General features: G+C 44.0%; 14 protein-coding genes. 4 read left to right on the plus strand and 10 right to left on the minus strand.

Features of this window, described 5'->3' with window-relative positions; all coding sequences use genetic code 11:
- Window position 1: 1 nt before the first annotated feature.
- From MKX40_RS25415 to MKX40_RS25445, 7 genes are all read right to left on the minus strand, one after another.
- A complete protein-coding gene (locus MKX40_RS25415; protein ID WP_339237502.1) occupies window positions 2-781 on the minus strand; it encodes an SDR family oxidoreductase in 780 nt (259 codons plus the stop codon).
- A gap of 330 nt (window positions 782-1,111) precedes the next feature.
- Window positions 1,112-1,996: an effector binding domain-containing protein gene (locus tag MKX40_RS25420; RefSeq protein ID WP_339237504.1), complete on the minus strand. Its 885-nt coding sequence runs from the start codon at window positions 1,994-1,996 to the stop codon at window positions 1,112-1,114.
- A 278-nt stretch (window positions 1,997-2,274) separates the two neighbouring features.
- Window positions 2,275-2,556, minus strand: coding sequence for a 2'-5' RNA ligase family protein (locus tag MKX40_RS25425; RefSeq protein ID WP_339237507.1), 282 nt, complete (start codon window positions 2,554-2,556; stop codon window positions 2,275-2,277).
- A gap of 137 nt (window positions 2,557-2,693) precedes the next feature.
- Window positions 2,694-3,095: a peptidase M56 BlaR1 gene (locus tag MKX40_RS25430; RefSeq protein ID WP_339237510.1), complete on the minus strand. Its 402-nt coding sequence runs from the start codon at window positions 3,093-3,095 to the stop codon at window positions 2,694-2,696.
- Window positions 3,096-3,351: 256 nt separating this feature from the next.
- A complete protein-coding gene (locus MKX40_RS25435) occupies window positions 3,352-3,993 on the minus strand; it encodes an NAD(P)-dependent oxidoreductase (protein WP_339237513.1) in 642 nt (213 codons plus the stop codon).
- Window positions 3,994-4,303: 310 nt separating this feature from the next.
- A complete protein-coding gene (locus MKX40_RS25440) occupies window positions 4,304-8,203 on the minus strand; it encodes a carbohydrate binding domain-containing protein (RefSeq protein WP_339237516.1) in 3,900 nt (1,299 codons plus the stop codon).
- A 489-nt stretch (window positions 8,204-8,692) separates the two neighbouring features.
- A complete protein-coding gene (locus MKX40_RS25445; RefSeq protein ID WP_062837974.1) occupies window positions 8,693-9,049 on the minus strand; it encodes an iron-sulfur cluster assembly accessory protein in 357 nt (118 codons plus the stop codon).
- Between the two features lie 445 nt (window positions 9,050-9,494).
- On the opposite strand from MKX40_RS25445, the gene mqnE reads away from it, so the two are divergent.
- Entirely contained in the window at window positions 9,495-10,601 is a 1,107-nt protein-coding gene (mqnE, locus tag MKX40_RS25450) for an aminofutalosine synthase MqnE (protein WP_091020813.1), read from the plus strand.
- Window positions 10,602-10,830: 229 nt separating this feature from the next.
- Window positions 10,831-11,892 (plus strand): NAD(P)/FAD-dependent oxidoreductase, encoded by a 1,062-nt coding sequence (locus tag MKX40_RS25455; protein ID WP_253440680.1) that lies wholly within the window; start codon window positions 10,831-10,833, stop codon window positions 11,890-11,892.
- Here MKX40_RS25455 and MKX40_RS25460 read toward each other — a convergent pair.
- The gene (locus tag MKX40_RS25460; RefSeq protein WP_036605750.1) at window positions 11,889-12,143 is read right to left on the minus strand and encodes a YuzB family protein; all 255 of its coding nucleotides are present in this window, start codon (window positions 12,141-12,143) and stop codon (window positions 11,889-11,891) included. The two genes, MKX40_RS25455 and MKX40_RS25460, sit on opposite strands and share 4 nt — an antisense overlap.
- Window positions 12,144-12,223: 80 nt before the next feature.
- On the opposite strand from MKX40_RS25460, the gene MKX40_RS25465 reads away from it, so the two are divergent.
- On the plus strand, window positions 12,224-12,469 hold the full coding sequence (locus tag MKX40_RS25465) for a NifU family protein (protein ID WP_062837977.1): 246 nt from the start codon (window positions 12,224-12,226) through the stop codon (window positions 12,467-12,469).
- Between the two features lie 145 nt (window positions 12,470-12,614).
- On the opposite strand, the gene MKX40_RS25470 is transcribed toward MKX40_RS25465, so the two are convergent.
- Window positions 12,615-13,394: an SDR family oxidoreductase gene (locus tag MKX40_RS25470; RefSeq protein ID WP_339237523.1), complete on the minus strand. Its 780-nt coding sequence runs from the start codon at window positions 13,392-13,394 to the stop codon at window positions 12,615-12,617.
- A 173-nt stretch (window positions 13,395-13,567) separates the two neighbouring features.
- Between MKX40_RS25470 and MKX40_RS25475 the strand changes: the two genes are divergently transcribed.
- Entirely contained in the window at window positions 13,568-14,563 is a 996-nt protein-coding gene (locus MKX40_RS25475; RefSeq protein ID WP_339237525.1) for a DUF2167 domain-containing protein, read from the plus strand.
- Window positions 14,564-14,754: 191 nt separating this feature from the next.
- On the opposite strand, the gene MKX40_RS25480 is transcribed toward MKX40_RS25475, so the two are convergent.
- On the minus strand, window positions 14,755-15,594 hold the full coding sequence (locus MKX40_RS25480) for a MetQ/NlpA family ABC transporter substrate-binding protein (protein ID WP_253440683.1): 840 nt from the start codon (window positions 15,592-15,594) through the stop codon (window positions 14,755-14,757).
- Window positions 15,595-15,645: the final 51 nt, after the last annotated feature.

Consider the following 15,645-nt stretch of genomic DNA (forward strand, 5'->3'; position numbering starts at 1 on the left):
CCTATTTACCCAGATACCCACCTTCTGATTTAATTACTTGTCCGGTGATCCACTGGGATTCATCACTTACCAATAAAGCTACGCCTTTGGCCGCATCTTCGGGCAAACCTATTCTTCCCATCGGAAACATCCCAAGAAAATTTTGTTTCATTTCATCAGTCATCCAACCTGAGTCTGTTGGTCCTGGATTGAATCCATTTACAGTAATATTCAGCCGAGCTAAACCGACTGAAAGCGGTTCGATTATACCAATTACTGCCGATTTTGTTGTAATGTATGCAAGATTATTCGAATCAGGACCTCCCGATACCATGAAAATGACCCTGCCACTGCTCACTTGTGGAGATCTGGATTCAATTCTTTTAGCAAACGCTGTAGTGAGCAATATTGTTCCTCTTAGATTAACAGCATAGTGCTGATCAAGTGTATGTTCGTCTAACGTCATATAATTAGCTGGCGCCTCATATGTCGCATTATTTATAAGTATCGTAGCAACTCCAAGTCTTTTCTCTACTTCATTTAGTATAAGAGTAGGCGTTTCAGATTTAGAGAGATCTGCCTCCATATGAAATGCCCTAACACCTAGGCTTTGTAGTTCCATTTGCAACAGATCCGGCCAATCCAAGTCGAGTCCGTTTCCTTCTTTGGAATCAAAGGCGCTCCAATGAGTAAAGAAAATATCTGAACCTAAAGTGGCTAGTAGGCGACAAATAGCTGTCCCAATTCCGGTTGATCTACTAGCCCCAGTCACTATGGCAATTTTATTTTTTAAAGAAGTCATTTTTGTCCTCCATTCATGTTTGGAGGATAAACAGGTGGAATCATATGAGATGCAGTCTTGTATAAAAAAGGCGAATACCCTAACAGGTATTCGCACGGTTGGTTTGTGATCATTACTCACCTGCGTATCCTGTAAGGTTATATACGAACACCAAATAGAAGTAGTAAAAAACTACTGTATCCAATGCTCATATTGTCAATTCCCCACAGTTTACTGAGTACACATATTAGATTCTTGCCCCTTTACTAGCATCTCATTGGAATTATATCCAACTATATTGATATTTTCAATTATTAAGTAGTCATTCAGAATAATCTACAAGGAATAAACCTAAGATATTTTTCTTACAGCAAACCATAACTCAACAAAATTCAGTCCATCCTTACCACCAGTAATTTCAAATTCCATTCCGTCGACCTGTTCATATCCTGTCGTAGGAAGCCATTCAGAAAAGAATCTTCGATATAAAGCTTCAATGGTTTCATCGAATTTATCCCATGGAAAGGGATCAGACGAAAAGATCGCCCACGTGTGTGCTGGTATCGTTATATTTGTGTAACCATCGGCTTTACTTGTTTCACCTTTAAATGCACACAACATGTATGGGAAAGTATCCTCCCCAGTTTTTTTGTAGCTACATACGGCATGCACTTTATGATAATTCGAATCCAAAGAGTTCGGTAGATTACCGGCAGTTGCAGCAAGTCTTTCAACCTCACCGTTTTCGTGGCTTTGTTTCCATAGTTCTGCCGGTGTTTCTGCACCATTTAATTGAAACACTTTCTCGATTCCAAATATTTCGAAAGATTCTTTTGTTTCGATACGATAGTTCATCGGCTCTTCCCCTTTAATTGAAATAAGGAAGGAAAGCCGAGGATAGGCTTTGAGGGCAATGCCTTCTTCACGAGCCATCGCTGGATTAACACCATGCAACGATTGAAAAGCTCTTGCGAATGATACCGGTGATTCATATCCATACTTTAAGGCAATGTCGACAACTCTCCTGTCACTATTCTGCAATTCAATTGCAGCCAGAGTCAGCCGTCTTCTTCGTATATATTCCGCAAGTGAGACATTGGTAATGAACGAGAACATTCTCTGAAACTGATGTGAAGAACAATACGCACACTGAGCAATTTCCTTCAATTCGATCTCACCAACTAAGTTCATTTCAATATAATCCAATGCCCGATTCATCCTCATAAGCCAATCCATGTCATCCCTCCTCTCGATAAAAGTATAGTTTCATCAGGTTTTCGTATCGCAACTATTTATGCGCAATTAAGTTTCCTATCCGTCGAAGTATATATGTTGTAAATATTCTTTCCTCCGTTAGCTTGGACTTTTAGGTACCATGCGGGTAATGTTCCTGTTAATTGAATCACTTTACTTTTCAGTTCCCAATTGGATGTCTTCAAAATGAGGATGATATTTATCCATTTCAAAGTAACGGTCTAAAAGTTCTTGTGATGGAGAAGTCACTTTAACCAAATTCAATGTAACTCAATGACCTTGCTCGTTTCAACACTAAGAAATGTGACAGCATTTCCGAACGATTCTGGTTCTGATAATGATAATTGAAAACTTGGCATTAAAGAGCATGTCTGTCTCACGCTTTCTAACCAATGAAGATCAACGGTAAGACCCCCCTGCGCTTTTACAGTGATATGAGGCTCGACTACATCATTAAGACGATTACTTGACCAACGATTACGAAATGCCACAATCTTTTCTTTATAATCATCTGGAGGGGTAATTCCAATGAAGTATTTCATATTACCGTCACATCCTTTAGGTAACTAAATAAATCTTAAAATCAAAAAGCAGTCGACCCTTTTGATCAACTGCCGAATGGTGTTCATTTCATTAACGTTTCAGGATAAAGCTACATTTGATCCTATTTTGGTTACGTTCACTCTCCTCCAACATGAAACACACCAATGACGGTTTCACCATCCTTGTCATACAGTGGGATATCATAACCATCTGGTGATCTGTTGTTTTGCATTTCGATAGCTTCTTCAGGTGTATTAGGTAGCTCGCCTTCCATGTCTTTTTTCAGCAGGTATCCTTCTGTACCATCCACACCAAAAGCCAAGATCAAATCAGGTTCAGTTTCAGGAGATGTCGCATATACGGCAGAACCATATGTCTGTCCGTTCTGATTTTTTGGATAAAAAGAAGTGATGTGCATTTGATTCAACGTATTTTTAACATTTGCATACTGGGGTAACCCTAACCCTGAACCACTTGATACACTCATCATAAAAACCGCAATCATCAATAGTATAATTCCTTTAGAATACATCTTCACAACTGTTCACTCCCTTATACTTTTAGGCTCGCAGAAATTCTGATTAAGAAAAAGTAGTCCTCCATATAATCGAATTCAAATACCATATTTAGAATAATATAACATAGATTCAAAGGCGTAGTTGGACATTGAACGATAATAATCTAACCTGCCTAAACTTTATTGCAGAACATCCTTCTTCGATAACCTAAAAAACGGACACCGATCTGTGAAGATCAGCGTCCGTTTATATGTTCCATATTATCAATTAAAACTGTTATTTCACTTCGCCAACAACGGTAAAGCGCTCGTTTTGGTGTTGTGGATTCTCGATCTCATCCACCAAAGCAATCGCATAGTCAGCATAGCTGATGTAGCTGTTTCCTTCACTGTTCACGAGAATAACGTCGTTACCTGCTTGATATTTGCCTGTGCGTACACCTTCTGGATTAAAGAATCCAGCCGGGCTCAGGAATGTCCATTGGATACCTGAGGATGCTTGCAGATCCAGCAAGTTTTGGCCTTGGTTCGTTGCAGTTGCTTTGTAAGCATCAGGGAAGCCAGGGGATTCAAAAACACGCAATGTTTTGGACTCGTCTGTGAACAGGCTTCCTGCTCCACCCACGACGATCAAACGAGTGTTTGGGGCATCCTTCAGGATGTTGATCAACGCTTGTCCTACTTCCACATGCAGGTTCTCTTTCCCCGCTGGAGCACCAAATGCATTTACAACCACATCAAACGCTTTAAGATCTTCAGCTGTAAGATCGAATACATCTTTCTCCAGCGTATTCAGGCTTTTATCTTCCAGTTTGGATGCATTACGAACGATTGCCGTCACTTTATGCCCTCTGTCTGCTGCTTCTTTCAAAATCACACTTCCTGCTTTGCCTGTTGCACCAATGATTGCAATGTTCATCGTAATCTCTCCTTTAAATTATCAATATTGTTTATGTTTGAACTTCATATTGTAACTATAGTTGTTACAACTAAACTTGTCAACCCGTATTCTTTTCTCTCTTTAAAACCTCGTAAAATGAAAAGATTTGTAGTTGGATTTCTATCTTTTATCGTTCTTCATTTCGAATTAGAAAGGCCCTGTCCATCCATAGATGTACAAGGCCCCCTAACTAAAAAATGTATCAGCAATGAGCTATCGATGTAGCATGAATAGGTGGTCGTTACACATCATATTGCTTAGATTTTATGCATCCATGAATATTTTTACGTCATGCGATTAGTCGTTCCCTTTGTAAAGACAGTCCATTCGCTCCAACAGATAGGAAAGCTGATGGGTTCTCAATAAGATTCGTACTCGTTACATTTCCAGGTATTCCTGGAGTTATAACACCTGCATTGTATGTGCTTACCCCGAGAGGAAAGAGATAGTTCCTTCCCGCATTGTTATCCCATGTACCGCTACCGTTGTTAAATACCGCTTCCAGTCCCGTAGCAGTCCCTACATCAATGGTAATTTTGTTATATCCGGTGAGCTCGGATGCCGGAATGGCAACGCCTGGCGGTGTCGTCCAATTCCCTCCTGCAGGGCGGTAATGAATATTGGGCTGGGCAAACCCCTGCTTGTAGTAGATGGTTACACTGTTACTTTTCGGAGCATCATCGGTCGTTACGCTTTGCTCAGCACTTGCATCCGATTTGTTCTGTGCTGCATCAAAGGCCCTGACTGTATAAACATAACTCGTTGATGCCTTCAGGCTATTATCCGTATATGCAGTTGTCGTACTCGTGCCGATTTTGACACCATCACGCAACACTTCATACCCGGTTGCGCCTACATGATCGGTTGACGGATTCCAAGCCAATGTTACACGATCAGCCGCTTTTGCAGTCACGGTCAAACCGGTTGGTACGCTTGGAGGTGTTATATCCATGTGAGGCGCTCCTTGTGTAATGACTCCGGAATTATAGGTGCTAACCCCTAATGGAAACTGATAATTTTTTCCTCCATTATTATCCCATGTGCCACTACCATTGTTAAACACAGCCTCCAGCCCCGTCGCTGTACCCACATTGACTGTCATCTTGGTGTATCCGGGCATCTCGGCTGCCATCATTTTCAGACCCGGAGCAGTCGTCCATGTCCCCCCTGTTGGACGATAGTGAATATACGGGTTCGGATAGCCCAGTTTATAATATATCGTTACCGCATTACCTTCTTTGGTACGTACCGAAAGAGCCACACTAGCAGGTGAAACGTTGCCTGCTGCATCTATCGCTTTAACCGTATATACGTATTCTGTTGCCGGTGCAAGGGACTCATCCGTATAGTTTAGTTTGGTTGATTCCCCTACTTTTGAACCGTCTCGATAGATTTCATATTTTGCTACTCCGTAATTATCCTCGCTGGCTGACCAGTCAATTGTCACAGCGGATGAGGTAGCATTCTGTACAGCTACATTTGCAGGCGCTGTTGGCGGCTCTGTATCTGCTGCCAACGTTTGGATCTGTACAGTTGAACTGGCGGAAGAGACATTATTCGCATTGTCTCTCGCCTTTATACTGTATGCATATGATTTCTTAGGCTCAAGACCGATATCCGTATATTCCGTTGTCAGCGAACTTCCAACTTTGACCCCATCCCGATAAATATCATAGCCCTCAACACCCACATTATCAGTGGATGCTTCCCATTGCAGTGTAATGCTGCGATCTGTCACACGTTTTGCATTGACTTCTGTTGGCACTGAAGGCGGTGTCCGATCGACCACCAGGAATGGATGTGTGCCCTGGATTGTTCCATTCGCATCCTCCACAATTTTGCCTGATGTGTCTTTTTTATATTTTCCCATACCCACATATACCGTCTGTATCTCACTGCGCGTAACATTGCCGTTCGCATCGACAGCTTCAATATAATAATCGACCAGTTGATCCTGGAAATCGTTGAAATACGTGTAATACATATCCCCGATCTCCTGAGCAGGTACACGCTTAAACATATCTGTGCTGCTTGGCTGCCAGGCCACACCGTTCATATCCGATTTAAGATCACGTTTCGTCATCGGATATTCTTGCCAGCTACTCACTTTCGTCGGATCGATGTTGGATACCCCTTTGGCCTTGAGCCCAGTAGGATCGTACACACGGAAGGTGTTGTCCTTGGCATCTGCCAGCTTATCCCGATGGGTCCGTACCTTCACCTTAATATCATTCACACCGTTAACATCATAAGCATAGGTATAAATGCCGAACGTATTGTCAAAATAATGAAGTGTCCACCCTTCTGCCTTGCTGACATTGGCGCTTCCAGGATTATATGGATAACGCTGCGGCCACCATATCGATGGTCCGGTACGGTCCTTCGCGAGTTGACTACTTACATAAGGCTTGGAAAAGAAGAGGGACTGATTGAAAGATAACGTCGGCTTTACCCCATCATCCACATTTTCATCATAATAACCAAACCCGGAATCCAGTGCAGGCAGGAGGAAATACCAACTTAACTCTGCCGGGTTCGCACCTCCCTTATAATTATTAGCAGGATCTCCTTTTACCGGGTAAGCCATCATCCAAGGATTAAGCTGATTGCCCTCATAAGTGATCTCACGGTCTAGTGCCGTCGTTGGCTTCCAATGGTTCGGATTGCTGTCCAGCCAAATCTGTTCAGCTGTCTTGGCATAATTCAGCGCAGCTTGCTCAAGCGCAAAATTACGCTCCAGATAATGGTATCCATATTCAAACGATACGGTCATCCCTTCCTGTACACCATCCAGATTTTTTTTCGGCTCCAGATTAAGGCCTGTAGCCTTGTTGAACGCTTCAAACTGCCCCTTCCAGATTCCAAATGGAAGACGCCAATGATACCATGTCGGATCTGATGAGGAGTCCCGCGTATCGATCCACGAACCGTCTTGAACATGCACTACATCGTCGGCTTTTGGTGTGTTAGTCCGCAAGTATTCATTGATACTCTCTCCCTTTACCCCCGGCTGAGCATAAGTCACATTTCCTGCATTGCGCCAAGTATCCTCTGATCCTGCACGTCCTGAAGAATTATCCCCATCATGAGCAATCACGAAGAACTGCTTCTGATCAACCATTCCTTCAAAAGGCTTCAGCGCATCTGCCTTGACTGAACCCTGATACCCTTCTTCCCACGACTCTGCCTGGGCCACAGGGATACCAACAATCTTTTTCTCAGCACCAGTTTCAGGATTCACATGACGCACCCAATGAGGCGTAGAAGCAAATGGATATTTGTTATGAACCACCTGTTTCTCATTGAACATGGGAGAAGATACCCACGAACCCACATTGCTCGTATTCTGCAAATCCGCTCGGTTTGGCGGTGACACCATCGTATCTTTGCCCGGATCGTTCAGTAGCGGATAGTCCTGGAGAGTTCGCGAAAAATGATTATTTCCAATCACGGACCACTCAATGCCGAGTTGATCCAAGACCGGGATAATCCGTTCCGAGAAACCCAGCTCGGTGGGGAAAAAACCTTTGGACGATTTAAAGCTGTCTCCCAGAAAAAAAGGTTGTGCCAGCAAAGCATTCTGGTAGATCAAATCCTTTAGCAAATATTCATTGCCAGCCAATGGCCCCATGGAATGGTGTCCGGAGAAGTGAATGAGATCCATCGTCCGTTCTCCATTCGTTGTTTTGAGGTTATTGTAAGCATTCTTCCATGGCGCACCCCAATCTTTATTGTTGTAACCGTTTACATTATTGGTATACATAAAACTGTTCACATTGTTCAATACCGACCCTGACATGGTTACCTGCATCCCTGCAGCAGGGTGATTGTTCCTCAGGTCACCAGCAACTTGCCACGGCCAGTTCAGATAAGCACCTGTCTTTGCATGGTGACTATAATACGCCACGAGATCATCATGTGGCATAGGCGCTCCCCCGGGTAAAAAGTATGGATAACCTGCCGGAGGGTTATTTTTCAGATCGATGACTTGCCCATCATATGTGTAGCGGATTGGGGACCCCACAGGTGCAGAAGCATACTTGGATGTGTCGTAGTAGGCCCAGAAATTGGGCATATGGTTATGATACACATGAGAAGCCGAAATTTCGGCATAAGCCGCTGTATTTTGGGTAGAAATAATAATCGATAATACCAACAGGAATGCGCCGAGCTTGCGCTTAAGATCCATGTTCTTCCTCCCTTATTTGCTCCCCTATGGGAAACAAGAATTCTCGTTATTTGTCTAAGCTCTCTAACCCATTTAACGTTTTAGCATGTTCTGGAATCAAGACACTTTTTAATTCGTATCTCTACAACTCATCTCCTTCCCTCTACCCTGTTGTTTCGTGTTCTTCTGTGCTGTTTAAATTTAGTGGATTTCGTGCAAACGTTTGTACAAAAGGGGATATTCTAGAGATTTTATTAGGTTACCTGAACTGTACAACCGCTTTTTTAGCAGGAATACTGTGCCTTTTTTATTGCAAACGTTTGCACAAATAATATACTTTCTATTGGAACAAAATGTCAATACTGAAGATACATGATTTTATACCCTCTATATCTTGGAATCGGTAAATTAGAGAACGCAGCTCCCCCTGCCATAATGTCAAAAAAAAAACACAATCCCAAGCGAATGTCCTTCGCTGGAACTGTGCCTATCATTGCAATCAATTTTATATTAACAATCCTTATCCGGCACACCCGCATCTTCCTTCGTACGGAAAGAAGATCCGCAGCCACACGTAGCTACCGCGTTCGGATTATGAATGGTGAACCCGCCCGTCATACCGGATTCTTCAAAATCAATTTCAAGTCCATTCAGATATTTCAGGTTTTCCTTCTCGACTACAACCTTCATGTTCTGAATATCCATATACAGGTCCTCATCGGACTCTTTATCATCAAAGCCCATGGCGTACGAAAATCCGGTGCAACCGCCCGGTGCTACGCCAAGACGCAGGAACATACCAGGTGTCTCTTGCTGTGCAAGCATCTCTTTCAATCTGTCAGCAGCCGTTTCGCTGATGTTAATCATGCCAGGTCACTCTCCTTTTCATTAACTCTTCTTTAAATTATACTCCACCCCGTCAAGGGTCTCAAGTCATGTTTGCCTCTTTCCGCGTTCCCCCTGTACTCCTTTTTCTTCCCAGTGTATTGAACCCCCGGGACACGAGGTTTATAATGAATAGGTGGTCGCACTGAAATGTCGTTATTTTGTCATGACTTATTCAGACGATGGTCATAATTGGAGTTGTAATTTTTTTCACATTTCGAGACTGCAACGCAGTCCCCAATGCATATATGAGTCAACAGACTCCATTTTTTGAAAAAATTTAGCTTTCATATGCAGCACACGCTGCACCGGGTAAATAAGAGTTAGTCCAACTAAGAAGGCGGCAGTTGACCGCATCTTTTCTATGTAGTTCTGTATGCAGATCCTACACACAACTCAAATCCGGTTAAGAACAGGAGGAAACAATATGTCTACATTGGTAACACCGTTCACAGACAAAAGAATGGCTGAAATCGTCGAGAAAGTGCAGAACGGCGTAAGGCTGAGCGTAGAAGACGGCGTATATCTGTATGAAACAGATGATCTGCTGACTTTGGGCCAGCTGGCCAATGAGGCCAACCTGCGGAAGAATGGCAAGAAAGTATATTTCATCGAGAACATGAGTCTTTACTTTACGAACGTATGCGAAGCCCACTGCGCTTTTTGTAATTTCCGCAAAGACCAGGGTGAAGAAGGCTCTTATACATTATCCGGTCAGGAAATGATCGATTATGTGGAACAGCATATTCATCCGGGCGTACGTGAGTTCCATATCGTAGGCGGACATAACAACCATGTTCCTTTTCAATATTATGTCGATTCCCTGCGCGCTTTAAACGAGAAATATCCGGATGTTACACTGAAAGCTTACACGGCAGCCGAGATTGATTTCTTCACCCGGATTAGCGGACTCAGCATCAGAGAAGTTCTGCAAGAGCTGCAAAAAGCAGGTCTGAAAACATTGACTGGTGGCGGAGCTGAGATTCTGTCCGATGAATATCGCAAAAAAATGCGTGTAGACAAAGCCAACGTGGACCGTTATCTTGAGGTGCACCGCACAGCTCATGAGCTCGGCATGCGTACACATACGACGATGTTGTATGGATCGATCGAATCCTATGAGGATCGCGTTAACCATATGGTGCAGATTCGTGAATTGCAAGACGAGACCAACGGATTTATGGTCTTTATCCCTCTTTCCATGCAGCCAAAAAGTAAAAACGCGAGCATTATGCGTCGTAACTCGGCTTATGAGGATCTCAAAACAATTGCGATTAGCCGTCTGATGCTGGATAACATCGATCATATCAAAGCATACTTCATTAACATCGGCCCACAGCTGACTCAAGTCGCTCTTGGTTTCGGTGCTTCGGATGCACACGGTACGATCGTTCGGGAACGTATTAGTCATGCGGCAGGTGCACTCACACCTGAAGGCCTTACACGTAAAGAGCTTATATGGCTCATTAAGGGTGCAGGACGTATTCCGGTAGAACGTGATACGTTCTACAATGAAATTCAAGTGTACGAATAGGATATAAATACAATCAATATTGCACCCGCACCACTCCAGAACGCAGCTTTCATGATAGGGAGACGTTTGAATTCGAGTGGTGCAAACTGCTGAATAATATCTTTAATTTTCAATGCCTACTTTTCAACTAATCAAATCCTAACAAAAGGAGCAGCTATGTTTTTTGCATAGCTGCTCCACAGTTTACAGCCCCATTTCAGTGGGACTGATGCAGAAAGGAAGCCGAGTCATGAAAAATTTTGTCATTCTTGGAGGCGGTTATGGCGGCCTCACCATCATCAAGGAACTTCTGGAAGGTAAGATTCCATCCGATACACAGATTATTTTGGTGGACCGCAGCCCCTTTCAGGGATTAAAGACCGAATATTACGCACTCGCAGCAGGAACCGTATCCGATTATGACCTGCGTATCCAATTTCCAGTGAACGATAAAGTCACTTACCGTTATGGAGAAGTTACTTCAATTGACTTGGAACAGCGTCAGATTGAATTTGAAGGCCAAGACCCGCTTGAATACGATAAACTTGTTATTGGACTGGGTTGTACAGACCGGTTCCACAACACACCAGGCGCTGAAGACTACAGCTGTACCATTCAGAGCTTTAGCAAAACACGCGAGACTTACCTGCGACTTAATGAAGTCAAAGCCTATGGCAATGTGCACATTGTAGGCGGTGGATTAAGTGGTGTCGAGATGGCAGCCGAACTTCGTGAGAGCAGACCGGATCTGAACATCAGCATTTTGGATCGTGGTGAACGTGTATTATCCGCTTTCCCGCAACGTCTGTCCGTGTATGTACATGAATGGTTTAACGAACATCAGGTAGAGACACGTGGACATATCGCCATTTCACGTGTTGAGCCCAATGCCATCTATAACCGGGATGAACAGATTCTAACGGATGCTGTCGTCTGGACAGCAGGCATTCAGCCTGTAAAAGTGGTACAGGATCTGGACGTGACCAAAGACCCTCAAGGTCGTGTCGTCCTGAATGAATACTACCAAATCCCGGAATATACCGATGTATATGTGGTTGGTGACTGTGCCAGTGTACCTTATGCACCTAGCGGTCAAGCTGCGGAAGTACAGGGTGAGCAGATCGCCCATATTCAGCATGCCCTCTGGAAAGGCGAAAAGCCCAATCCACATCCACTCAAGCTTCGTGGCACACTGGGTGCACTCGGCAAGAAGTCCGGGTTTGGGCTAATGGGCAAAACGTCCATGATGGGACGTGTACCTCGTATTTTGAAAAGTGGTGTGCTCTGGATGTCCAAGCGCCATCTCGGTTAGTCGAGATCGAGCTCATCCCAGACATCGGCTTCGGCAATTTTGGCCAGAATGGCGTTATATAGATCTTCCACTTTGTCCGTGATGACTACTTCACCATTCACCAGTGCAAATGGAGTCATAGAACATTGGCCACAGTTGGTAAGGCAGCCGTATTCAATCACGTCATAGTCTGGATTTTCTTCCAGTTGATCCATGACTTCATCTGTGCCAAAATGCATATTGTTGGCACAAAATTCAATAATCGGTCTCATGTAGGTTCACCTGCTTTGTTTGACCATTTTAATTTATGGCCATTTGTAATATAATATAATAAGGAAAGGAGTTGAAAAATATGAGCGAAAACGCACAAGACACCATGTATGATGAGGTATCTGATGTTCTTGACAAGCTTCGTCCGTTCCTGCAACGCGATGGCGGTGACGTGGAACTGGTTGACGTGGAAGACGGCATCATTAAGCTGAAACTGGTCGGTGCCTGCGGCAGTTGCCCAAGCTCCACCATTACCTTAAAAGCCGGGATTGAACGTGCCCTTCTCGAAGAAGTTGAAGGTGTACAAGAAGTCGTACAAGTATTCTAATCAATCCTTCACGAAATAAACCTCAAGAGCCTTTCGCTTCGCATGAAGCGGAGGGCTCTTTTTTTGTGCGCATATTCAGCCTGTCCATTTCATCTGTCCCCTAGACCAGCACCAACGTCTTCAACGTCCAGTCCTATAACTCACCTTAAGTATCCTCACGCTGTATGGTCGGACGAATCGGATCAAGCCCTCCAGATACATCCATAATGTTACCTGTTATAAAATCGGAATGATCAAGGCATAGATACGTAATTACTCGCGCGATATCTTCACCGCTGCCAGGACGTCCTCTTGGCGTTTCCTCGTCGGTGATACCCGCCATTTCATCAATCGTTTTCTCTTTGTTGGCACCGCGAATATCTCCCGGGCATACCATGTTGACCGTAATTCCATAAGGAGCTTCCTCAACGGCGAGTGTCTTTGTAAAAGAGACCAGACCCACCTTGGCAGCCGCATATACGGCGCGATGTGGCCAAGATCTCGCTTCTCCAGCATGACTGAAGCCAAAATGGATAATACGTCCCCATTGCTTGCGTCTCATCTCTGGCAATACACGCTGATCCAGCAACATCGGTCCCAGCAGATTTCCCTGCACGAGCATCTGGACCTCGGCTTCAGAATAATCCGCAAATAATCGTCGTTCACGGACAAATGGACCCGCGTTATTCACCAAAATATCAATGCTGCCCAGGTTGTCTTCCACCTGTTCAACCAATGAAGAGATATCTTCTACCTTCGATATATCCGCCTGGATAGCAATGCACCGCACACCCTTGGCTGTAATCTGAGCCCTTAAAGCCTCAGCTTCTGCTCTGCTGTGTACATAGTTGAGGGCAATATGACACCCCTGATCTGCCAGACTGAGGGCCGTCATTTTACCAAGACCTTTGGCACTTCCCGTTATGAGGGCAATCTTTCCCTTCACGTTCATCCCCCTCTTCAAAGAGCAGTCACTATCCAGTATAAAAGATTTATCGTCCTCCTACAACTCGCTTATCCACAAGGGATTATCCACCTTTAATTCCAAATATATCTTGATCGGAATCGAATACCTATGGTACTGTCGAGGATATAACCCGAAAGGACCTCTACTTGAATATGAAGAACAAACGATGGATATCATTTCTTACACTTTTAATGGTGAGTGTATTCACAGTCTCTAGTGCCTTACAGGTATCAGCAGAAAGTGAGACGGATCAATCACCCGATGAGTATGATTGGATTATTGGCCCTGCATCTGTAACGCTCGATGGCAAAGCCACACTGAAAGTCCCTGAAAGTCATTCCTTTCTGGATAAGGCCAATACCCAACGCTCAATACTTAACAGCGGTGGAAAGCCTAACGGGAATGAAATCGGAAGCCTAACCAGCAATAGTGAATACGGCTCGTGGTATGTTGTATTTGAATACGTGAAGACAGGTCATATTCATGATGATGATCAAAATTTGAATGGCGAAGAACTGTTAAGCAGTTATATCCGAGGCACAGAAGAAGAGAACAGAGAGCTCGATCCCGAATACAGAACGTACATAACAGGTTGGGAAATCGAACCGGCATACGATAAGACCAAACATCAGTTGGTCTACTCCCTAGGTTTCAAGAATGCTGATCAGCAAGCCATGGTGAATTACAATGTAAAACTCCTGACACGCGAAGGGTACATCACAGCCATTCTGGTTATCGATACGGCAAACTTTCAACAGAGCCGCCAGGCATTCGAGGAAACCGTCCTTAATCAGCTTCACATCAATGCAGGACATACCTACGAGGAATATAATGCATCGACTGACAAAACTTCGACCATAGGGCTCAACAGCCTTCTGATGGGCGGAATCGGGTATACGGCTTCCCAAAAATTTAGCGCTCTTCTTTTGCTCAAAAAAGGATGGGCCTTAATCTTGGTTGTCGTTCTTGGACTAATCGGTTGGATCAGATACAAAATCAAAAGTTCACACGGAGATGAAGAAAAACTCTCTCCCTCCGAGCGGACGTACCTGCAAGAAGCAGATGAACAGCAGCATGCTGATCAGAATGAATTATCATATTACCGCCAATCTTGTCACTCCAATGCTGATACATCAGAGAAACTTTGACCTATGTTGTGACTTATGTTGATCCATGCTTCAGCACAGACTTGGGGAGTGGCTGTTCAAAAATTGCACCTTGCTACAAGCGCTAATAACGCAAAAAGAGGATGTCCTTCCGTCATATTCATGACTTATGGGACATCCTCTTCTTATCAGTTCACGTCAACTCATACATTCAACTCATACATATCGTTAAATTATTCAGTTGCAGGTTCAACTGCACCTTTATAACGCTCTTTGATAAATGTTTTCACTTCTTCGGAGTGCAGGGCAGCAGCCAGTTTCTGAATTGCATCTGAATCCTTGTTGTCCTCACGAGAAACGAGAATGTTCGCGTACGGGTTACCTTGCAGATCTTCGATCAGCAAGGCATCATTTGCCGGATTCAGGTTGGCTTCAAGCGCATAGTTGGCGTTAATGAATACCAGATCCGCTTCATCCAATTGACGAGGCATCATGGCTGCATCCAGCTCGATGATATCCAGGTTCTTCGGATTGGCTGTGATATCCTGAATCGTAGATGTGATATTTGTATTGTCTTTCAGCGTAATAATGCCTTCCTTCGCGAGCAACAACAATGCACGTCCACCATTGGATGGGTCATTTGGAATGGCTACTTTTGCGCCGTCAGCCAATTCATCCAAAGACTTAATCTTTTTGGAGTATCCGCCAAAAGGTTCAACATGAACAGGAGTTACAGCAACGAGGTTGAATCCACGTTCTTTATTCTCGGTGTCCAAGTAAGGCTGGTGCTGGAAGAAGTTTGCATCCAATTTTTTATCAGCAAGTTGCTGGTTGGGTTGTACATAATCATTGAACGTAACGACTTGCAGACGAATGCCTTGTGCTTCCAGTTCAGGTTTGATGCTCTCCAGAATCTCAGCGTGTGGTGTAGGTGAAGCTCCCACTTTCAATTCAACCGTGCGTGGTGCACCTGCTGAATTGTCTGCGCCGCTATCGGCATCCTTGTTGTTTCCGCAAGCTGCGAGAACCGCAATCAGCATAAGACTAAGTAGAGCGAATGACCATTTTTTCATGTGTAAAACCCCTTCTCTAATCATTTTTTCATGTGGCGTTTGAATGACTGC

Source organism: Paenibacillus sp. FSL R5-0517 (assembly GCF_037974355.1).
Taxonomy (GTDB): domain Bacteria; phylum Bacillota; class Bacilli; order Paenibacillales; family Paenibacillaceae; genus Paenibacillus.